The 20,581-nt window shown below is 62.7% G+C and carries 19 protein-coding genes; 10 read left to right on the top strand and 9 right to left on the bottom strand.

Annotation, left to right across the window (positions count from 1 at the left end):
* Positions 1 to 88: 88 nt before the first annotated feature.
* From AC0KS4_RS14300 to AC0KS4_RS14315, 4 genes are read left to right on the top strand one after another with little or no spacing between them, the layout of a single operon-like run.
* Positions 89 to 1,036 carry an ATP-binding cassette domain-containing protein gene (locus AC0KS4_RS14300; RefSeq protein ID WP_238956209.1) on the top strand — a complete coding sequence of 316 codons (948 nt, stop codon included), beginning with the start codon at positions 89 to 91 and terminating at the stop codon, positions 1,034 to 1,036.
* Entirely contained in the window at positions 1,033 to 1,773 is a 741-nt protein-coding gene (locus AC0KS4_RS14305; RefSeq protein ID WP_238956210.1) for an ABC transporter permease, read from the top strand. The genes AC0KS4_RS14300 and AC0KS4_RS14305 overlap by 4 nt, the downstream gene beginning before the upstream one ends.
* Complete coding sequence (locus AC0KS4_RS14310) at positions 1,773 to 2,564, top strand: ABC transporter permease (RefSeq protein WP_238956211.1); 792 nt, start codon at positions 1,773 to 1,775, stop codon at positions 2,562 to 2,564. The genes AC0KS4_RS14305 and AC0KS4_RS14310 overlap by 1 nt, the downstream gene beginning before the upstream one ends.
* Complete coding sequence (locus AC0KS4_RS14315) at positions 2,561 to 3,562, top strand: glycosyltransferase family 2 protein (protein WP_238956212.1); 1,002 nt, start codon at positions 2,561 to 2,563, stop codon at positions 3,560 to 3,562. The genes AC0KS4_RS14310 and AC0KS4_RS14315 overlap by 4 nt, the downstream gene beginning before the upstream one ends.
* Before the next feature lie 76 nt (positions 3,563 to 3,638).
* On the opposite strand, the gene AC0KS4_RS14320 is transcribed toward AC0KS4_RS14315, so the two are convergent.
* A complete protein-coding gene (locus tag AC0KS4_RS14320; RefSeq protein ID WP_472408516.1) occupies positions 3,639 to 4,340 on the bottom strand; it encodes a hypothetical protein in 702 nt (233 codons plus the stop codon).
* 806 nt (positions 4,341 to 5,146) lie between these two features.
* Between AC0KS4_RS14320 and AC0KS4_RS14325 the strand changes: the two genes are divergently transcribed.
* From AC0KS4_RS14325 to AC0KS4_RS14335, 3 genes are read left to right on the top strand one after another with little or no spacing between them, the layout of a single operon-like run.
* Positions 5,147 to 5,809 (top strand): acetyltransferase, encoded by a 663-nt coding sequence (locus tag AC0KS4_RS14325; protein WP_238956214.1) that lies wholly within the window; start codon positions 5,147 to 5,149, stop codon positions 5,807 to 5,809.
* Positions 5,799 to 6,926 (top strand): DegT/DnrJ/EryC1/StrS family aminotransferase, encoded by a 1,128-nt coding sequence (locus AC0KS4_RS14330; protein ID WP_238956215.1) that lies wholly within the window; start codon positions 5,799 to 5,801, stop codon positions 6,924 to 6,926. Before AC0KS4_RS14325 ends, AC0KS4_RS14330 begins: the two co-directional genes overlap by 11 nt.
* Positions 6,927 to 6,928: 2 nt before the next feature.
* Entirely contained in the window at positions 6,929 to 7,906 is a 978-nt protein-coding gene (locus AC0KS4_RS14335) for a glycosyltransferase (protein ID WP_238956216.1), read from the top strand.
* Between the two features lie 10 nt (positions 7,907 to 7,916).
* Here AC0KS4_RS14335 and AC0KS4_RS14340 read toward each other — a convergent pair whose 3' ends face one another.
* From AC0KS4_RS14340 to AC0KS4_RS14350, 3 genes are all read right to left on the bottom strand, one after another.
* Positions 7,917 to 8,183 (bottom strand): TylF/MycF/NovP-related O-methyltransferase, encoded by a 267-nt coding sequence (locus tag AC0KS4_RS14340; protein ID WP_472408517.1) that lies wholly within the window; start codon positions 8,181 to 8,183, stop codon positions 7,917 to 7,919.
* The gene (locus tag AC0KS4_RS14345; RefSeq protein WP_275254160.1) at positions 8,180 to 8,722 is read right to left on the bottom strand and encodes a TylF/MycF/NovP-related O-methyltransferase; all 543 of its coding nucleotides are present in this window, start codon (positions 8,720 to 8,722) and stop codon (positions 8,180 to 8,182) included. The genes AC0KS4_RS14340 and AC0KS4_RS14345 overlap by 4 nt, the downstream gene beginning before the upstream one ends.
* A 129-nt stretch (positions 8,723 to 8,851) precedes the next feature.
* Complete coding sequence (locus AC0KS4_RS14350; protein WP_238956217.1) at positions 8,852 to 9,484, bottom strand: class I SAM-dependent methyltransferase; 633 nt, start codon at positions 9,482 to 9,484, stop codon at positions 8,852 to 8,854.
* 414 nt (positions 9,485 to 9,898) lie between these two features.
* On the opposite strand from AC0KS4_RS14350, the gene AC0KS4_RS14355 reads away from it, so the two are divergent.
* From AC0KS4_RS14355 to AC0KS4_RS14365, 3 genes are all read left to right on the top strand, one after another.
* Positions 9,899 to 12,127, top strand: a complete 2,229-nt coding sequence (locus AC0KS4_RS14355) for an acyltransferase family protein (protein ID WP_238956218.1) — start codon at positions 9,899 to 9,901, stop codon at positions 12,125 to 12,127.
* A 101-nt stretch (positions 12,128 to 12,228) separates the two neighbouring features.
* Positions 12,229 to 13,482 (top strand): glycosyltransferase, encoded by a 1,254-nt coding sequence (locus AC0KS4_RS14360; RefSeq protein WP_238956219.1) that lies wholly within the window; start codon positions 12,229 to 12,231, stop codon positions 13,480 to 13,482.
* 84 nt (positions 13,483 to 13,566) lie between these two features.
* The gene (locus AC0KS4_RS14365; protein WP_238956220.1) at positions 13,567 to 14,823 is read left to right on the top strand and encodes a glycosyltransferase; all 1,257 of its coding nucleotides are present in this window, start codon (positions 13,567 to 13,569) and stop codon (positions 14,821 to 14,823) included.
* 7 nt (positions 14,824 to 14,830) lie between these two features.
* Here the strand turns inward: AC0KS4_RS14365 and AC0KS4_RS14370 are convergent, their stop codons facing one another.
* The 5 genes from AC0KS4_RS14370 to AC0KS4_RS14390 all read right to left on the bottom strand — a co-directional run bounded on the left by AC0KS4_RS14370 (position 14,831) and on the right by AC0KS4_RS14390 (position 20,495).
* A complete protein-coding gene (locus AC0KS4_RS14370) occupies positions 14,831 to 15,610 on the bottom strand; it encodes an SDR family NAD(P)-dependent oxidoreductase (protein ID WP_238956221.1) in 780 nt (259 codons plus the stop codon).
* Between the two features lie 95 nt (positions 15,611 to 15,705).
* The gene (locus AC0KS4_RS14375) at positions 15,706 to 16,509 is read right to left on the bottom strand and encodes a class I SAM-dependent methyltransferase (RefSeq protein ID WP_275254161.1); all 804 of its coding nucleotides are present in this window, start codon (positions 16,507 to 16,509) and stop codon (positions 15,706 to 15,708) included.
* Positions 16,510 to 16,624: 115 nt separating this feature from the next.
* On the bottom strand, positions 16,625 to 17,431 hold the full coding sequence (locus AC0KS4_RS14380; protein WP_225327565.1) for a TylF/MycF/NovP-related O-methyltransferase: 807 nt from the start codon (positions 17,429 to 17,431) through the stop codon (positions 16,625 to 16,627).
* A gap of 97 nt (positions 17,432 to 17,528) precedes the next feature.
* Positions 17,529 to 18,815, bottom strand: a complete 1,287-nt coding sequence (locus AC0KS4_RS14385) for a glycosyltransferase (protein WP_225327564.1) — start codon at positions 18,813 to 18,815, stop codon at positions 17,529 to 17,531.
* A 411-nt stretch (positions 18,816 to 19,226) separates the two neighbouring features.
* Positions 19,227 to 20,495: a glycosyltransferase gene (locus AC0KS4_RS14390; protein ID WP_225327563.1), complete on the bottom strand. Its 1,269-nt coding sequence runs from the start codon at positions 20,493 to 20,495 to the stop codon at positions 19,227 to 19,229.
* Positions 20,496 to 20,581: the final 86 nt, after the last annotated feature.

Consider the following 20,581-nt stretch of genomic DNA (forward strand, 5'->3'; position numbering starts at 1 on the left):
CTCCCCCGCAAACGGATATGGGTCACGTCAGCGGACCCATCCACCTATACCGACACCACGCCGGTTTGCACCGTGAAATACTCCTACCGTGAGCCCATTGGCGATCGAGGTTGTCGGCCTCACAAAGACATTCGGGCGAAACACGCTCGCGCTCAATGGCGTGGACTTTTCGGTTCCGGCCGGCACGGTGTGTGGGCTGCTCGGCCATAATGGCGCCGGCAAAACCACCACGATCAACATTTTGTCCACGTTGATCCGTCCCAGCTCGGGCCGCGCCAGCGTTGCCGGGCATGACATCGCCCGCCAGCCCGCCGAGGTACGGGCCAGCATCGGGATGGCCGGACAGTTCACCGGCATGGATCCCATGCTCACGGGCCGGGAGAACCTGGTGCTGTTCGGCAGGCTGCGTGGGTTGAACCGGCGGCAGGCGAAGGCACGCGCCGACGAACTGCTCGAACAGTTCGACCTCGTCGCCGCCGCCGACCGGCGTCTGTCGACTTACTCCGGAGGCATGTTCCGCCGGGTCGACCTGGCCAGCGCCTTGGCGGTGCCGCCACAAGTGTTGTTCCTCGACGAGCCGACCACGGGGCTGGATCCGCGCAGCCGCCGCGACGTGTGGGCCCTGGTGAGTTCGCTGACCGAGCAGGGCATCACCGTGCTGCTCACCACGCAGTACCTGGAAGAGGCCGACGTACTGAGCGACTCGATCATCGTCATCGACCACGGGCAGGTGATCGCCAGCGGCACCGCCGAGGAGCTCAAGCGCGCCGTCGGCACCAGCTACTGCCAGGTGACTCCGGCCAATCCCGCCGACCTGCCTCAGGTCGCGTCGGCACTGGCCGGACTCGACGGGGTCGATATCGACACCGATACGAGTTCGGTGTCGGTGGTCGCCCCTGACGGGGTGGCCACGCTGGTCGATGTATTTCGCCGGGTCGACGCGCTCGGCCTCGAACTGGCCGACATCTCGCTGCGCAAGCCGTCGCTCGACGAAGCGTTCCTACACCTCACCGAACGGACCGTCGCCCGGTCATGAGTGCCCTAGCCGCCCTCACCGAGCGTTCGCTGATGTCGGCCGCACGCGACGGCGAGATGATCTTCGAGATCCTGTCCCCCGCAGCGTATTTGGCTGGGTTCAGTGTGGCGCTGCACGGCCTGATCGATACGGGGCCCGTAAGCTATACACAGTATTTTTTGCCCGCGGTGGTGGCCCAATCGATGATTTTCGTCGGGCTCCTCACCGCGGACCGCGCGGCGCGCGACCACCTGTTTGGGTTCGGCGAGCGGATGCAGACCCTGCCCGTCCATGCGGCGGCCACAGTAGCCGCCCGCACCGTGGCCACCCTGATGCGCGGCGTGCTCTCCCTGGTGGTGGCACTGATCGCCGGCTATGCCTTCGGTTTCCGGATCACCGGCGGATTGGGATACGCGGCAGCCTTTCTGGTGATCTCGTTGCTGCTGTGCCTGGCCGTGACTCTGGGCGCCGACGCGCTGGGATCGAGCGCTAGGAGCGTGCAGGGGGCCAGCCACTTCTTGTTTGTCCCCCAACTGCTGCTGTTCATGCTGTCTACAGGTATCGCTCCCGAGCGGACTTTCCCAGACTGGTTACGCCCATACGTCCGCAACCAACCGGTGTCACAGTTCGCCGAGACGCTGCGCGGCCTGTCCACCGGGCACGTAATTTTCAGCAACCTGGCGGCCACCCTGGCTTGGTGTCTGGGCATGGTGCTCGTCTTCGGCGCAATCACATTGCGGATGCAGAGGCGCGGCTAATGACCCACCGCCTCGAGCCGCAGGTTTCCCTGATGACCCAGAGCTGGGTGCAGGCTGGTCGGCTTCTGCTCCGATGGCGCCGTGACCAGGCTGTGCTGATGGGGTCACTGCTGCTGCCTGTCTTCCTGCTATTCATCTACAAAATTGTGCTGGGTGAGCAGGTACACAAGGTCACCGGTGTCGACAGTGTTTACGGCGTCGTCCCCATGTGTGCGGTCATATCCGCGCTGTTCGGCTCCCTGGGCAACTCTGTGGGTATCACTATGGACCGCGAGTCACGCCTGATCAGCCGGATGTGGGTGCTGCCGATACACCGGGCGAGCCCAATCACCGGTTGGGTGGCCGCGGAAGTCGTGCGCGCTTTCATCGGCACCATCCTGATCACCGCGATCGGGCTGGCAATGGGGCTGCGCTTCACGCAAGGCTGGGCCGCAGCCCTACTTTTCGTGCTTATCCCCTCGATCGTGGTGACCGGGTTCACCGCACTGGTAATGGCGATGGCGATCCGCAACAACGGCCGCACCGCGATGACGTGGGTGCTGGGAGTCACCTTCGCGCTGGCGTTCGTCAATCCCGGCGCCACCCCCATCAAGCTGTTCCCGGATTGGGCGCAGCCGTTGATCCGCATGCAGCCGATATCGCCACCGATTGAGACCATGCGAGCGCTCGCGCACGGCGGTCCAATCATGTGGCCTCTTGCGGCAACTCTGATCTGGGCCGTCGTACTGCTCGCGGTTTTCATTCCAATAGCCGTGCGTGGTTATCGATTGGCTGCCGAGGCCAACGCATGAGCGAGCCGGCCGGCCAGCCACATACCGACGCCCCACCCGTCGACAGGATTGACGACGCACCGGCCAAGCCACTGATCTCGGTGTGCGTGCCGATGTACAACAACGCGGCGACAATCGAACGTTGCCTGCGCAGCGTCTTGGATCAAGATGGCGTCGAGTTCGAGATCGTCATCGTCGATGACCAGTCGACCGACGACGGCGCGACAAAGGCCGCATCGTTACTTCGCCCTGGAGACCAGCTGATACGCAACCACTCTCGCCTGGGCCTGAACGGAAACCACAACAGGTGCCTGGAACTCGCGCGCGGCGACCACATCCAGTTCCTACACGGAGATGATTGGTTGCTCCCGGGGGCCTTGCGGACGCTTGCCCGGTCTTTCGACGACCCGGACGTCGGATTGGTCTTCGCACCTCGGCGTGTGCAGACCGACGACCTCCCCTGGAGCGAACGGCGGCGGGCACCGAGCAAGCTGCATGTCTACTTCGTGAAGCTTCGGGAACACAATCGCGGGTCGTCCTTGGTTTTGCAGATCGTAGGCCTGTGGGGCGCGAGCGCCAACCTGATCGGCGAACCGAGTTGCGTGATGTTCCGGCGGCAGCTGGCGCTGCAGGCGGGAGGCTTACGGGACGACATCTATCAGACGGTCGACTTGGACTTCTGGTTGCGCCTTATGCTGCGATCAGCCGTTTGCTTTGTGCCGCGAGAACTTTCGGTACGGCATCACACCGGCAGCACCGAGTCGGCGAATATCACCAAGGCGCAGCGACACTGGCTTGATCAGCTACGCATAGTGACTTGGATGATCGTAGATCCGGCATCCACCAATGCTGTTCGGGCAGCTGCAACGCCGTGGTGGTTACTTGTTTGGCTGGGGCTGCTCTTCAAGGTGACGGTGTTCGGGCCTCAGCGATGCCCGCGCTTGAAAACCTTGCTAGCGGCGCCCTTTAGTGAGTTCGTCCGGGCACGCCGGTTTCGCGATGTAATGATCCGCAACTGAGACAAAGGCGTTCGTGGACTGCAAGTCACAGCGCATCGGGACGGCAATCTTGAGGTCTCCCCGGTCGCAGCCTGTCTTACTGCGTCAAGAGAGCAGCCCAAGGCTGGGATGCGCATGGCTCATGCTGGAAAACCTCAAGGTATGCCGTCGGCAACGCCGACACTATATCGCGGGATTGGATCAGCTCATCGTTGCCCACTGAGGTCTCATACCCCGGTGTGCGGTTCTGCACGCCGGGCATTGACAACCCGCCCGAGTCTGCAATACCCACGAAGTCGAGGATCTTGGCTGCAGTCGCCGCACAGTTCAAATCCTGTGGCGCATGCAGCGTAAGGCAGCGTGTGTGCATATTGAAGCGTCGCAGATATTCCATCGCTCTATTTTCGATCTCGATCCACTGAATTAGGTGGAATTGGAACAGCGTGAGCTGCGACAAATCAAAACTGCCGAAAATCGGCTCCAGCCCGGTTAGCGCCCACCAACGATATTGGCGGCCGTCACGTCCTCGATAGTAACGGTACTTGCGTTGATCGCAAAGATACTTTTCGCGATTAGCGGTGCTCCGTGCGACTTCTAGCGGATGGCGAATCAAATGAAATACCTTAATATTGGGGAAATATTCCGGGGCGAGATCCCAGTAGGACTTAAGAAAGACGTTACTAGTTTCGATGTAAGTGGGTGTGCGATAAAAGGTGATCGCGCGACGCTTCCTACGCAGTAAAGCCCGCACGGCGTGAAAGTTTCCTTGGGTGTGCTCATAGATCGCCGGACCTTGCATCCCTGGATTCCATAAATTGAGCTGGGGTTCGTGCACGACACGGTATTGGGATGCGTTGCGCCTAAGTAACTCCGCTAAAGTCTGTGTGCCTGACCGTCCGGAGGCTAAAGTGAATACTGTCGGAGTTTTCATGTTGCGTCCCATTTCGTGCGACATCGGACTTGGCCGCTGCAGCTGGGCCGCGAAACCACTATTTCGGCACGCCGGCTCCTGGTAAGTCGTGAAGTCCCGCCGTAGCTTTACCGCGCGCTGAATTCGCACATGTCGATTGCTAGGACGGCTCGCCCCTGGTGCGCCCACCTCTCAGCTTTCGCCAGAGCAGCTCCCGGGAACGACCGTGGATTTCGGCACCTGACCCAAACAGCCGCAACTACTATAAGCTGTCGGGCGTGCTGATTCCAGCGCAATGCACCATAAACTAGCGGGACATTAGTAACCAGTTCGATTAATCGCCGTAAAGTTTTCTTTGCGAGAAACGTTACGCGACGAATTCTGCACTCGTAGATTCCCAGCTCACCACGATGCGCAGGTTTGCCAACGTCGGACACCGATGCTGCCGCTTCAACGCCGCCGTAACTGCCTGCAATGCTGAGCAGCTTGTTAGGGGGCTTGATGTACGCCGCCATCAAACCCAGCTGTATATGTTGCTAGCAGCACGCGTTCTCGAATCCGCGTGCGCCAGACAACTCCGTGATGAGCACATACATGCACCGGGGTGGCAGCCATGCCGCGTGTAACGAGGCGAACCGCAGCCTGGCCGGGCATCATGTTGTGACGGTGTCGGAGGACGAAGACAGGCGGTGGGGATGGACAACGCGATCGAGCATTCGGGTCGCAGTATGCCGGTGTACGTGGGCCTGCTCGGTGCCGGTGCGCAGGCTCGTGAAATAGCCTCCTACTTGCCACCGACTACGAACGTCTTCTGGGCCGTCTCCCCAGCTCACCTCGACGCCGCGGCGCATGATCAGGTCGATATCACCTCGCCGTCGGCCGCCGCTCAAGACTCGCCGGTCATTGGCGCCGTCGGAGCACCGGCGTTACGTCGGAAGTTGGTCGCGGCCTGGCCGGGTGACCGCTTCATGACAGTCGTCTCCCCTGCGGCCTGTGTAGGTCCCTCGTCCAAGATCGGTGATGGCGTCGTCATTGCGCCCGGCGCAATCCTCACCGTCAATGTGGTGGTCGGCGACCACTGCCAGGTGAACATTGGCGCAACGCTCAGCCACGACGTGCACCTTGGATCATTCGTGACAATAGGCCCCGGTGCGCACGTTGCGGGTCGAGTGCGCCTCGACGATGGCGTGTTCGTTGGCGTGGGGGCCAGCATTTCTAATGACGTGTCCATCGCATCCGGTGTGGTGGTTGGCGCTGGCGCAATCGTGCTGGCCGATGTAGCGACACCCAATGCGGTCGTTGCAGGTGTCCCTGCGTCGGTAGTCAAAGTTCGGGACGGGTGGCTCGATGTCGTCTGAAATTCCGTTCATCCGTCCGAACTTTCCTGAACCCATTGAAGTCGCGGAGGATCTTGCAGAGATTGTGCGTGCCAACTGGTACACGAATTTCGGACCGAAAGAGCGACAGTTCGCGCGCGCCCTGAGCGAGTACCTCGGAGCGGAATTACACGTCGCCACCCTCGCGAATGGCACTCTGGCGCTTATCGCCGCACTCCACGTCACAGTGGGACCGGGTGCGCGGGACCGCTACCTGCTAATGCCGTCGTTCACGTTCATCGCTGTCGCACAAGCTGCGCTCTGGGTCGGATACCGTCCCTGGTTCATCGACATCGATGAAAACACTTGGCAACCAAGCGTCCCGTCTGCCCGCACCATCCTGGAGAGCTCCCGCGACCGGGTCGCCGGCATCTTGCTTCCCAATGTATTCGGTGTCGGTAACCCCGACATTGATGCCTGGGAGGCCCTCGCGGCCGAATGGGACTTGCCCGTTGTCATGGACTCGGCGGCGGGATTTGGCTCGTCATATGGGGACGGTGAGTGCGTCGGCGGCCGAGGCGCTTGTGAGATCTTCTCCTTTCACGCGACCAAGCCCTTCGCGGTCGGCGAGGGGGGAGCGCTGGTCTCCCGCGATTCACAGCTAGTCGAGCGAGCACACCAGTTTCAGAACTTCGGTTTCGCTGGACCGCGGGACGCTACACAGCTAGGGATGAACGCGAAGCTGCAGGAATTGAATGCGGCGATCGGCCTGCGCCAGCTTCTTGCGTTTGACCGACGCCTCGCAAGCCGTCGCAACGTTTTCGAAGAGTATCGCGCCGAGCTCGGCCAGGTCGGCGTACGTTTTCAGCCTAATGCCGAGGCGTCGTCGCTGTGCTTCGCGAGCGCGTCGTGCACATCGGCCGACCACAAAGCCGCGGTGCTCGCCAGCTTGCGGGAAGCGGCGGTCCAAGCACGCGATTACTACAATCCCCCGCTGCACTTGAATGAGTACTTTGTGACTAATTCAGAGCTCGTTAAGTCGGCTGACCTATCGGTAACGCGTGACATTTGCGCACGTATCGTCTCGCTACCGATTCATGACTACATGGCGCCAGACGACATCGCACGCGTCGTCGCCGCCGTAAGAAAAGGGAGTTGACATTGACCGATGTTTCGCCCGCGAGCGCCCCCAAAGTCAGCGTCGTATCGATTACCTATAACCACGAGGCCTTCATCCGTGAGACTCTCGACGGATTCGTTGCCCAGAAGACGGACTTTCCCGTCGAGATCGTGATCGCGGACGATGCTTCAACCGATGCCACCGCGGCGATTATTCAGGATTACACGAACAGGTATCCGCATTTATTCCGGGCGATCCTGCGGCCCACGAATGTTGGAATTTACGCGAACCTGACCGATGCGCTATCGGCCGCCCGCGGCGAGTATCTCGCAATATGCGAGGGCGACGACTACTGGACCGACCCGATGAAGCTCAGCAAGCAGGTGGCGTTTCTCGACCAGCACCCGGAGACCTCGTTGTGCTTCCATCCGGTGCAGGTGCTCTGGACGGATGGGCGTAAGGGCTCGGAATTTCCGCCAACCAGCTGGCGTCGCGACTTGAGCGTGGACGCGCTGATCAGGCGGAATTTCATCCAGACCAACTCGGTTCTTTACCGGCGGCAGGCACGCTATGACGACATTCCGCCCGACGTCATGCCTATGGACTGGTACCTCCACGTTCGGCACGCAGCACAAGGCGGAATCGCCATGCTCCCTGAGACGATGGCGGTCTATCGTCGCCATCCGCAGAGTTTCTGGTACGGCGCCGATGTGGACCGTGCGAAGTTCTGGGTGTTGCATGGTCGCGGACATGCCGCGATGTTCGAGGCAATGCTCGACGTCTTCCCTGACGACCCGACCCGGGAAGAACTCATCGCTGACCGGGCTTACTGGATCCTGCGCGAGATCGGCAGGATTCCTGGCGCGGAGGGCCGGGCCGCGCTGCTGGACACCATTGCGCACCATCCCCGATCCGCAATGCTGGCGTTGCAGCATCGCTGGAAGTCGCCCGCGCGGCGCTTCAGAGCCCCGTTGCGAAGGCTATGGCGCGCGCGACGAATCGGAAATCGCGCGTCTTAATGCGCCCGTCTTATATCTTCACGGCGAGGCGATTAGTGAAATTCACACGATTAAGCAGCAAACGCCTGTCGGGATCGGTAAAATATTCATCGACCGCCCGTCGCGCTCCGAGAGCGTGACCGTAATCGTCGATAATTAGTATGCCGCCAGGCACCAGCTTCGGGTAAAGGTACTCAAGTTCCGCCTTCGTGCTGTAGTAGGTATCCGTATCGAGACGCAAAAGAGCAATGTCACCGTTAACGTTTTCGGCCGCAGTCTTTTCGACGTCACCTTTCACCAGGTGAAGCCTTTCCGGGGGTAGCCCGTCGAAACAATATTGTTCTCGGCAATCGTGCCGAAATCAGGGTAACGATCCTTGATCGAATCGCCGTACCACGTGACGTCGTCGTTCGCCTGCTCGCCTACGAAGCCTTGAAAACTATCGAAAAGCCACAGTTCACGTGAAGTGTCATCAACCGACAGCAGCGTCTTGGCAATCAGCATCGAGGCGCCCCCGAGTAGGACGCCACACTCGACGATGTCGCCTTTTATCTTCCTGGCTGAAAGGTAACGAACAGCTTCGTATAGGCTCCACATCGGTTCAATCGGAAGCTGAGTAAAATTATAGACTTCGGGAAGGATCTGCCAGAAAATTTCATCGTGAAGTTCGTGAAATTGCTTTCGCAGCTTCTTGCGGGAATATGCTGGTTTGCATATGTCAAAACCGCGTTGAGGTAGTGTTGTCTGTTGCCCGTTACCGAGTGAAGCGCCTTCAGATTGCCCTGCGCTACGTCCATCCCGAATTGCACGGCCGATTTGGTTGAGCCTGTCCGTCAACCTTAGCATTCGATCCCCCTAGCAAACTCAGGGTGTTGGTCAGCGTCCCAACGTTTGGGCGCTTCAAAGCATTTCTCAAATCAGGATCACAACGCCGCCAGCATGCTTGCCGGCGCAAGTTTAGCGCCCTCACCCGTCGGTTGGCGGCAGTTCCGGCTTACGCACTATATAGAGGACCGAGCCGAACGCGATGGCATGCCGATTAAACGTCTCGGTACCAAACGTCTCGACGTCAAGGCCAGAAACCTCAAACCCAGCCTTAGCGATCCGCGAACACAGTGTGGAGCGATCGTAGAGGCGCACGTGGTCGCCTTGGGCGAAGCGGCGCCACCGCTCGCCTTCATCGGTGACCGTAGGGTCCTCGTCAAAGGTTCCCTCGGGGGCCACGGGGGTCATGACGATGCCGCGTCCGCCGGGTGCCAGTATTCGATACAGCTCGTTGAGCGCGCGGCCGTCGTCCGAAACATGCTCGAGCACATGGGAGCAGATGAAGAAATCGATCGAGCCGTCCGCGTAAATCGGCATATCGGTGATGTCAACGACGTCATCGACACCGCCCATCATCAAATCGGCGTTGCGGTAACGGAAATCGTCGCGACTGCGTAAGTACGCCGACAAGGGTGCGGACGGCGCAAATTCGAGCACCTCGCGTACACCACCATCGGGCGGTAGATACCGGTCGACATACAGCTTATAGAGGCGGTCCCGGTCGACAGAGCCACACACCGGACAGACGTATCGGCGGTGATTGATGGTCTCCATCTGGTCGAGAGAGTAAGGAAACCCGTACATGGCCAGCTCGCCACCAAGCCTGCGCGAAACACTCAGAAAGCGAACCCAACTCCCGCATATGTTGCATTGGCCTGGGCCAAAGAAGCATACACGGCGGATGAGGCGGCCGGCGCGTCGGCCGGTATCCGAAAGCGGCATGGCCTCTATTCAATAACAGCCGGCCCCACGAGGACACCGATTGCGAGACACACCTCGGACTGAGCAACAACTTCTGGCTGGTTGCGGTACGACATAGGCGACGACATCGCCGCTCCGCTGGTCTAGTTGAAGGCCAAAACTCTTGACTGATCTGGTCATTAGCCTGCCTGAAAGCGCGAATAGGCGATAACAAGCGGGTGTCGGCTCCTCGTGGAGCACAATACGCAGACGACCAGAAGGGCGAGCATGACCTCAACAGACGACGACACCCGTGATCGAGAGCTATCTCTCACCGCTGTGGCACCTTTTTCCGCCATCGAATCGAAGTCCGCTGTTGGTGATGCCGCCGATGGTGATCGGCACCCGCAGACGGGATTTCGCGCGGACATCGAGGGGTTGCGGGCTGTTGCGGTGCTGGCCGTTGTTCTTTTTCACTGCAGTGCGCCCGGAGTGGGCGGCGGATTCGTCGGTGTCGACGTTTTCTTCGTCATCTCAGGCTTCCTGATTACTGGGATGCTCTGGCGCGAGGCGAGCAGCACCGGGACCGTGGGGCTGCTCCGCTTCTATGGGGCACGGGCTCGCCGGCTGTTGCCGGCATCGGCCACGGTCGGCGTGGTTACCGCGATTGCCTCTGCTGTGCTGTTATCTCCGCTGGAGGCTACGGGCGTTATCGGCGACGGCATCGCTAGCGCGCTGTATGTCGGGAACTATCGATTTGCGCTGCAAGGCGTCGATTACTTTCACATCAGCAAGCTTTCGCTCTCACCGTTCCAGCACTACTGGTCTCTGGGCGTCGAGGAACAGTTCTACCTCGTATGGCCGGCCCTGATGATTGGTACTGCGTGGGTCATACGGTGTGCGCGTCGGCGCGCCGGGACGGCACATGCCGCGTCGGTCGCTCCCTACGTGTTAGTCCTTGCCCTGGTTGGCGCCGTTTCGTTTGGTGTGTCCTTGGTGACTACCCACACGGCGCCTCCGGTGGCGTTCTTTTCGTTGCATACCCGGGCGTGGGAGTTGGCCGTAGGCGGCCTAGTGGCCCTCACAACCATCCACTGGCGCCGACTACCGACGTTGCCAGCCGCGATCGTGGGATGGGCAGGTCTGGCCTTGATCTTGGTGGCCTGCAACCAATTGGACGCAACGACGCCCTTTCCGGGTACCGCCGCACTGTTGCCTGTGCTCGGGACAGCGCTGGTGATCGGCGCCGGCTGTGCCGGACCGTCTAGGGGATGTGGCCGCATCTTGGCATTGCGGCCGATGCGAGCGATTGGTCGGCTGTCGTATTCGTGGTATCTCTGGCACTGGCCAGTGCTGCTGCTCGCGACACCATTGCTGGGCCGTCCGCTGGGGCCGATCGATGGCCTGGCGGCGGTTCTCGTCTCCTTCTTGTTGGCGGTACTCACGCTGCGTCTTATCGAGAACCCCTTCCGATACTCCGGTTCCCTGCGCCGATCGGCCGCCCGCAGCCTCGCGCTCGGCGGCATCGCCACCGCGGTGGCGGTCATTGTAGGAGTGGCGCTGCTGGTGGTCCTGCCCGATCCTGTCGGCCGCGGCCCAGCCGCTCCGGCGCTGCGGCTGACTGCGGGGCCTCCGCCCACTGGGCAGAACATTGAGCCGTATGACGCTGCGGTTCAGCAGGTCTTCGCGCAAGTGCAGGCCGCCGTTGCGGCCTCCGTCGACCTTAAGGCCGTACCGTCAAATCTCGATCCGTCGCTGGTTGGCGCGACACACGAAAATGCGCCGCGCGGTTTAGAGGATTGCCTGCGCAACCTGTTGAACGTCGACCAACCCGAGTGCGCGACGGGCGACACTGCATCGAAGACCACCGTGGCTCTAGTCGGCGACTCGAATGCCTACAGCTGGAGCCCGGCGTTCCAGGATGTCGCCGCGCATCGGCACTGGCGCCTGGAGGTCCTGACTAAGGGCGCCTGCCCGATGCTGGACCTGCCCATCAAAGTCTTCGGTCAACGGGACTACACCGAGTGCGAGCAGTGGCGCGGTCATATCATCGCCCGACTGCAGAGCGAGCACCCGCGACTGGTGGTGCTGGGCATGTTGCGCCACGGCGGCACAGGTGCCCCACCCTACGGGCCGGCCTGGACCGAAAGCCTGACCCGCCTAGTCCAGCAGCTTCGCGGCACTGGGGCGAACGTATTGGTTATCGGGCCAACCCCCGACCTTCATACAATGGTGCCGGACTGCCTTTCCGTTCACCTCAACGACGCGACCGCCTGCTCGTCGGCGACGTCGACAGCGGTGAACAAGTCCGGTATCGGGGCGGAAAACACCGCGACCAAAGCCCCGGGGGGGCAATACGCCGACGTCACCGAGTTGTTCTGCACTGCGGACCGATGCCCGCCGATTGTGGGCAACACTCTCGTGTACGAGGACGAATTTCATCTGACGCCCGAGTACGCCCGGCTATTGGCGCCGGCAATTGGTGCGCTGGCCGACCGCGCACTCATCTCCGGCTGACACGGGGCGTTTCGTGAGCGATCGGGCCACCCCGCCGGGCGAGTAAGCAGACATAATGGCCTCGTCGCCGCCCACCCGCACGACCACCGGAAGGATTCGTCGTGAAATTTGCCCTGGCGAGCTATGGAACTCGCGGCGATGTCGAGCCCTGCACGGCCGTGGGTCGCGAACTGCAGCGGCGTGGACATGACGTTCGCCTGGCTGTGCCGCCCAACCTGGTGGCGCTGGTCGAGTCGGCCGGCCTCGCGGCGGCCGCCTACGGGCCCGATCAGCAGGACGGCTTTTGGGACACGGACTTCCTGGGCAAGTTCTGGAATTTCCCCGAGGTGAGAAGGCGGTGGCGCGAGGCCCAGGACATGCTTGTCCAATCCTGGGCGGAGATGAGTGCCACCCTGACATCCCTGTCGAATGGGGCCGACCTGGTGTTCACCGGGCCGGGGTTCCCGGGCGTCGCGGCAAACGTGGCCGAGCATCTCGACGTTCCGTTGGCCACGATGCATTACTTCCCCATGCGGCCCAATGGACAGCTCTCCCCCGGCCTGCCCGCACCGCTGGTGCGCTCCGCCATGATGGCGCTGGACTGGACGCAGTGGCGGGTGACAAAGAAGGCCGAGGACGCGCAGCGCTGCTCATTCGGCCTGCCGAAGGCAAAGGGCCCGGCGCCGCAGCGGATGGCCGCCCGAGGCGCGCTGGAGATCCAGGCCTACGACGAGGTGTGTTTTCCCGGGCTGGCCGGCGAATGGGCGAAGTGGAAAGGCCAGCGGCCCTTTGTCGGCACGCTGACCATGGAGCTGACGACGGACGCCGACGACGAAGTCGCCTCGTGGATCGCCGCGGGAACACCCCCGATCTGCTTCGGCTTCGGCAGCACCGCGGTCGATTCGCCGGCCGACACGATCACGATGATCGGCGAGGCCTGCGCGGAATTGGGCGAGCGGGCGCTGGTGTGCTCCGGCAAGACCGATTTCACGGGCGTGCCGCAGTTCGACCACGTCAAGGTTGTGGGTGTGGTGAATTACGCAGCGGTCTTTCCCGCGTGCCGCGCGGTGGTGCACCACAGCGGAGCGGGCACCACGGCCGCGGGCCTGCGCGCCGGAGTACCCACTCTGAGCCTTTGGAGCATGAACGATCAGAAGATCTGGGCCGGCCAGGTCGACCGGCTACAAGTGGGCATCGCCCGCCCGTTTTCGAGCACCACCCGAGAAACGTTGGTCGGCGACCTGCGCCGGATCCTGGCTCCCGACTACGTCGCCCGCGCCCGCGAATTGTCTTCTCGGATGACCAAACCCGCCGAAAGCATCGAAAGAGCCGCCGACCTCTTGGAAAAATTTGCCCGCGCGAGGCGCTTTGACTGAATCCCCCAGTGCGCCGGAAACCACCATCACCTTCGATACCCTGGACGCCGCCGGTGCACGACGATTGCAAGGCTGGGACCAACAATGAGATTTGCCCTGGCGAGTTACGGAACTCGCGGCGACATCGAGCCGTCCGCCGCTGTGGGCCGCGAACTGCTGCGCCGCGGGCATGACGTTCGCCTGGCCGTCCCCCCCGAACTCGTTGGCTTTGTCGAGTCGATCGGGCTGGCGGCGGTCCCCTACGGCCCCACGGTGCAGGAGTTCCTCGACGAGGAATTTCTGCGGAACATGTGGTCGGATTCCTTCCGCCATCCGATCAGGTCGATACTCAAGATTTGGGAACCGCTCATCAAGTTCTGGGGCGATACCAGCACGACGCTGAAGTCGCTGGCGGAAGACGCCGACCTACTCACCACCGGCCTGAATTTCGAGCAGGCCGCCGCCAATGTGGCTGAGTACTACGACATTCCGTTGGCCTCGTTCCATCACTTCCCCATGCGCGCCAACGGCCAGCTGGTGCCGAGCATGCCGTCGCCGCTGGTCCGCTCGACGATGACGACGCTCGAGTGGCTGTTTTGGCGCGCGACAAAAAAGATCGACAACGCGCAGCGCCGAGAACTCGGGCTGCCCAAGGCGACACGCCGTTCCCAGCGACGGATCGCCGACCGCGGTTGGCTGGAAATCCAAACCTACGACGACGTGTTCTTCCCCGGCTTGGCCGCCGAATGGGCGAAATGGGGCAGCCGCCGTCCGTTCGTCGGCGCCCTGACGATGGAGTTGACGACCGACGCCGACGACGACGTCGCCTCGTGGATCGCCTCGGGGACACCCCCCATCTGCTTCGGGTCGGGGAGCATACCGGTCGAATCCCCCACCGCCACCGTCGAAATGATCGGCGCGGCGTGCGCACAGCTGGGCGAGCGGGCTCTGATTTGCTTCGGCGGAACGGAATTCAGCGACGTGCCGCATTTCGACCACGTCAAAGTCGTCGGACCGGTGAACTACGCGTCCATCTTTCCCGCCTGCCGTGCCGTCGTTCATCACGGCGGTTCGGGCACCACCGCCGCGAGCCTGCGAGCGGGCACCCCGACCCTGGCCCTGTGGAGTTCGGCCGATCAGCCGTATTGGGCGGCCCAGATCAAACGCTTGAAAGTAGGTGCCGCCCGGCGCTTTTCGGCCACCACCCGAGAATCTCTGGTGTCGGATTTGCACACCATCCTCGCCCCAGACTACGCGACCAGAGCCCGGGAACTCTCCGCCCGGATGAGCAAGCCCGCCGAGAGCATCGGGACCACCGCCGACCTCTTGGAGGAAGCCGTCCGCCGGAAAGTGGTTGGCTGAGGCCGCTTCATCGCCGCCCGGCGGGCGTGGAATTCATCCGGCTGGCGACCGCCTTGAGCGAATCGGGCAGGAAGCGCAGGGCCACACCCACGGTTTTGGTGGTCAACGAGCCACCGACGACCCTGCGGTCGCCCCGCATCATCGCCTCGAAGCCCTGCCTGGCGACCTCGGCCGGGTCGTCCTTCGGCTTTTGCCCCGCGCGTGTCTCGTCCATACCCGCGCGGTTGAAGAAGTTGGTCTCGATGGTGCCGGGTAGCAGGGAGGTGATAGTGATTCCGGTATCACGCAATTCGTCCTGCAACGCCCCGGCGAAGGACTGAACGAACGACTTGGAGGCATGATAAACGGCCTCGAAAGGTCCGGGCGCCATCGACGCCAGCGACGAGGTGAGCAGCACCTTCCCCGCGTCGCGCCGCGTCATGTTACGCAGCACGAGCTTGGCCAGGTGCACGGTCGACTTCACGTTGAGGTCGATGATGGATATGTCGTGTGCCAGGTCGCCCTCGACGAAACTCCCGCCGCCGCCGATGCCGGCGTTCAGCGCGGCCGCGTCGAGCGGCCGATCACCTTCTGCGACCTGCTGATAGAGCTGTTCGACGCCTTCCGGGGTACGTAGGTCAACCTGTACAGGCCGCACATCAACGCCCCACCGGGACAACGTGGTGGACGCCGGGTAGATGCCGTCGTTTTCGGCGGCCACCACCAGGTCATATCCCCGCTGGGCGAAAAGCTCCGCTAGCTCGAGACCGATTCCACTGGACGCGCCCGTGATCAATGCTAATGCCATAACAGAGGCCTACCCGTGTGAAAGACCATGAAACCCGATCGGGCAACAACGGGCGATCCAGCGAGCTAAAAACGTTGGGAGAAGGCCTGTTTCGCCTAGCGAGCCGGCTTGATGAGCAGGCCCTGGCCGGTGGGCAGTGTACAGATCTTCACACCCAGTTCGCCGGCGACCTGGTCCATGGCGGCGCGCTGCTCGTCGCGTCCCCGGTTCGCGTAGTCATCCAGCAGCACGAAGGCGCCGGGAGTGAGCCGCGGCCAAAAGAACCGCAGCGCAGCGACTTCGGGGGGAGCGCAGTTCATGTCGATGTGCAGGTACGCCACCGACGGCGCATCGACCTGCTCCAGTGTCTCCGGAACCGCGCCGACGATGATGCGCTGGTTTTTCCATTCCGCGAAATTGGCGCGGACGCTGTCCACCCCGTTGACGTACATCCCGTTGCGCAGGTGTCCTTTGCTGGTCTCCAGCGCCCCGGCCTGGCGTTCGTTCTCGGTGACGAACCGCGGGTCGAGACCGGCGAAGGTGTCGAGCAGGTAGAACGTCTTGCCCAGCCGATCCCAGTCGAGGTACTCCATGATCGCGCTGCTCAAAAACCCGTAACTGACGCCGCACTCGACGAAGTCGCCCTCGAGCTGGCTGGCGCTGGCCGCCGCCCACAGCCCCACGTGCACGCGCCACTGCCACTGGTACCAATCCTCGTTGCCGAGGGAGCGGGCACCACGCTGGTAGGCACGCCGGAATTCGGGATCATCGAGGAACGCATGAAAGTTGTTGAACGTGATCAACGCATCGTTGGCGTAGACGTCAGGCAACAGCGTGCGCGCGAGCCAGTATTCGGTGCGCACCCACCACATCCGCAGGCGGGTGCCGGTTGTCAGCCCAGTTGCCACGGCGGCAACCATAGCATCGGCGCGTGCCGTCCCCGGGGGGAACGGAAGCGGTTCATCATGATCGTGTTTCGCCTACCCTGCACCAAAGGGCAAACCATCTCGTACACCTAATGTTTCAGCGTTCTCTTCAGGACTTACGCCACAGCACGCCGGTGCCGTCGATCTCGACGATCTCGTCGGTTATCCCATGCTTGGCGCGGTAGTCCGTCACGGCCTGCGCGCACGCCTTGATCGCGTGGTAGTCGTCGACGATACAAAAGCCTCCGGGCGCCAGCCGCGGGTAGAGCGCGTCGAGCGCCTGAATCGTCGACTCGTAAAGGTCGCCGTCGAGCCGGAGCACGGAAATGCGGTCGATCGGGGCGTCCTGCAGGGTGTCCTTGAACCAACCCGGAAGAAAACGCACCTGGTCATCCAGCAACCCGTAGCGCTCGAAATTCGCCTTGACGTGCTCTTGGGGCACCCCCAGGATGCGCGCGTGGCGATGCAGCCTGATCCCTTTATCCGCTTTGTAATTGACGGTGTCGGGGGGCGGGACTCCGGCAAACGAATCGCACAACCATACGGTGCGCTTCTCGTCGCCGTATGCCGCCAACACGGCACGCATCAAGATGGAAGCGCCGCCGCGCCACACGCCGCACTCGACCAGATCGCCGGGCACGTCCTCTTGCAGGACCGTCTCCACGCAGTGCTGCAGACTGGTGAGCCGCTGCATCCCGATCATCGTCAAGGCATCGGCCGGCCAGTCCAGGCCCAAGTCGCGCGCCTGTTTGTTGAACGGCCGTTTGCGCACCAGCAGCAGGTTGCGCGTACTGAACAGGGGGCGCCCCAGGCGGTACAGCCCCACCGGCACCAGCTCGTCGCTGCCGTATCTGGTGAGGTCGCGCCGGAGCAGATCGAGGTATGCGAACCGCGTGTCGTGATCAGTCACGGCCAAAACTACCCCCAACTCCGCGTGCCAGTAATACCGGTAGAGAGCCTAGACGTCCCTCGATGCCATCAATGCGTTTCGCAGTGTATCCGTCACCGTCTGCTCAGCGACTTCGCTCTGTCGATACCCCGGGAACACAGCGCCCCGAACGAGCGAATTCTTCCAGCAGATCGACGGCGCGCCCTGCGCTCTCGGCGGGTTTGGTCATCCGGGTCGCCAGTTCACGGGCGCGGGTGGCGTACTCCGGGGCAAGGATCGTCCGCAGATCGGCAATCAGAGTTTCGGGGGTGGAGCTCGAGAACCGTCGGGATGTGCCGACCTTCAGGTGTTTGACGCGCGACCCCCACATCGGCTGGTCGCCTGCCGTCCAGAGGATCAGCGAGGGGATCCCCGCGCGCAGGCCGGCGGCCGTGGTGCCCGAGCCACCGTGATGAACGACCGCGCGACAGGCGGGAAAGATTTTCGTGTAGTTGACCACGCCGACGACCTTGACGTGATCCAGGTGGGGAACGTCGCTGAAGTCGCTCCAGCCGGAGCAGATCAACGCCCGCTCCCCCAGCTCCGCGCAGGCGGCGCCGATCATTCTCACCGTGTCGGCGGGCGACTCGGCGACCGGCATGCTGCCGAAGCCGAAGCAGATCGGAGGGGTGCCCTGGGCGATCCACCCCAACACCTCGTCGTCGCATTCGGTCGTCAGTTCCATGGTCAGCGAGCCCACAAACGGCCGCTGACCACCCCACTTCGCCCATTCGTGGGCCAGTCCGGGGAAGCAAACGTCGTCGTAGGCCTGGATTTCCAGCGACCCCCGCTCGGCGATCCGCCGCGGCGAGGCCACCGTTGCGGTGGGGAGGCCGAGCTCGCGCCGCTGACGATCCTCGGCCTTCTTGTTCATCCGCCAGCACATCCAGTCGTACACGGCCATTCCGGTGCGGACCATGGGCCCGGGCACCCCCGGAACAACCTGGCCGTTGGGCCGCATCGGGATGTAGTGCAATGTGGCCATCGGGATGCCGTAATAGTCGGCGACGTTGATCGCCAAATCCTGGTAGAGCTGCCCGGTGAACAGCAAATCGGCTCCGGCGCCCACCGACATCAGCGCCGAGCTCATTTCCTGCCAGTTCTTCAGTACCGGTTCCCAGGCTTCCCGTATCAACTTGACCGGGCCCCGGAGGAAATTCTTGAAGAAGTCGCGGATGAACTCGTCGCTCCAAAAGTCATGCATATCCGGCCCGTACGGGATCGCCGGGACACCGGCCTCCTCGGCCAGATCGACAAGATTGGGCGGCACGGCCATGCGTACCGAGTGGCCTCTGCGTATCAGCTCACGACCGATGGTGAGGCAAGGCTCGATATCGCCACGCGTCCCATAGCTTGCCACAGCAAATTTCATCGCGACTGTTACCTTAATCAATCTCCGACGGCACGGGCAACTTTGACGGCGGCGTTTCCGCTCGGTAATCTGCGGCCCGCCATTGGTCCCGTGGTTTCGTCAGAGGCATTTGGTTGTCGTTGTTTCGCAATGGATTTGAGGGCCCGCGCCCGAGCGGGATAGTACGCGCACCGGCGAGCCGAGTGCGACGAAGCCAACCTCATCGCCCTAGCCCCCCGGTAGTCGAGATATGACGACCCTTGGGCAGGTATGGCCGACCCCCGGGCGTCGTCGCCTGTTCTCACGTCAGTGTGCCAGACGATCCACATCGTGTCTTGAAAAGCGAGAAGTCGTACCGGTTGCCTGCGTACGCCGAAAGGCCACCGGATTTGGCCGTTTCCCCAGTACAACTGCCATGAGCCGGCCGGACGATCAGGCGCGACTCCGCGAGCTGACGAACTGCTCCACGACGTCGGCGGCCTTGATGACACTGTCCGCCGGCTTGGTCATCCGGGCGGCGATCTCGCGAGCGCGCCGGGCGTAATCCGGGGCGAGGATCCGGCTCAGATCCCCCACTAGTGATTTGCGATCGGTGGCCGAAAATCGCCGTGTGGTACCAACTTTCAGCCGTTTGAGCTGAGCGCCCCAGATGGTCTGGTTGGCGTCCATCGACAGGATCAGCGTGGGGACCCCGGCGCGCAGGCTGGCCGCGGTGGTTCCCGAGCCGCCGTGATGAACGACCGCGCGGCAGGCGGGAAAGATCGTCGCATAGTTCACCGGGCCCACCACCTTGACGTGATCGGGAAGGGGGACGCCGCTGAAGTCGCTCCTGCCGGCGCAGAGCAACGCCCGCTCGCCCAGCTGCGTGCAGGCGGAGCTGATCATGTCGACGGTGTCGGCCGGAGATTCGACCGGCATGCTGCCGAATCCGAAGCAGATCGGCGGTGTCCCCGCGTGGATCCAGGACATCACGTCGTCGTCGGCCTCGGTGGTCAGCTCCATCGTCAGCGTGCCGACAAAGGGTCGCAGGCCGTCCCATTTCGCCCATTCGTCGGCCAGCCCGGGAAAACAGGCCTCGTCGTAGGCCTGGATTTCCAGCGATCCGCGGTCGGCGATCCGCCGCGGTGACGGCGCTGTCGCCTTCGGCAGCCCGAGTTCCCGGCGCTGGGTGTCCTCGACCTTTTTGTTCAGGCGCCAGCAGTACCAGTCGAACGCCGTCATTGCCGAGCGGGCCAGCGGCGGCGGCAGCATCGAAACGACCTGGCCGTTGGGCCGCATGGGGACGTGATGCAGCGTGGCCAGCGGAAGGTCGTAATACTCCGCGACGTTGGCGGCGGTCTCCTGGTAACTCTGCCCGGCGAACAGCAGGTCGGCGCCGTCCGCCAGCGACATCAGCGTGGTGTTCATCTGCGCCCAGCACTGGTCACTGAGATCCCACATCTCGCGCCACATGCCGCGCATCTCCTGGATCTTCCAGAATCCGCGGAAGAACGAGGTCCAGAAGTTGCGGTAGACGTCCAGCCAGGCCTGCGATTCCAGCCCGTAAGGGACCGCGGTCAGACCCGCCGCTTCGGTGAAGCTCACCGAGTCGGGCGGGACGGCCATGACCATGTCATGCCCTCTGCGCTGCAGTTCACGGGCGACAACCACGGAAGGCTCGATATCGCCGCGCGTTCCATAGCTGGCGAGCACACATTTCATCGCGGATCAAAGCCCTTCGGTTGCGCCATCACGGTGATGCACCGATCACTTTAAATAGCGCCGAATCCCCACTGCACCGGTTTGCG

Source organism: Mycobacterium sp. NTMscope_MAC_12, from assembly GCF_976985675.1.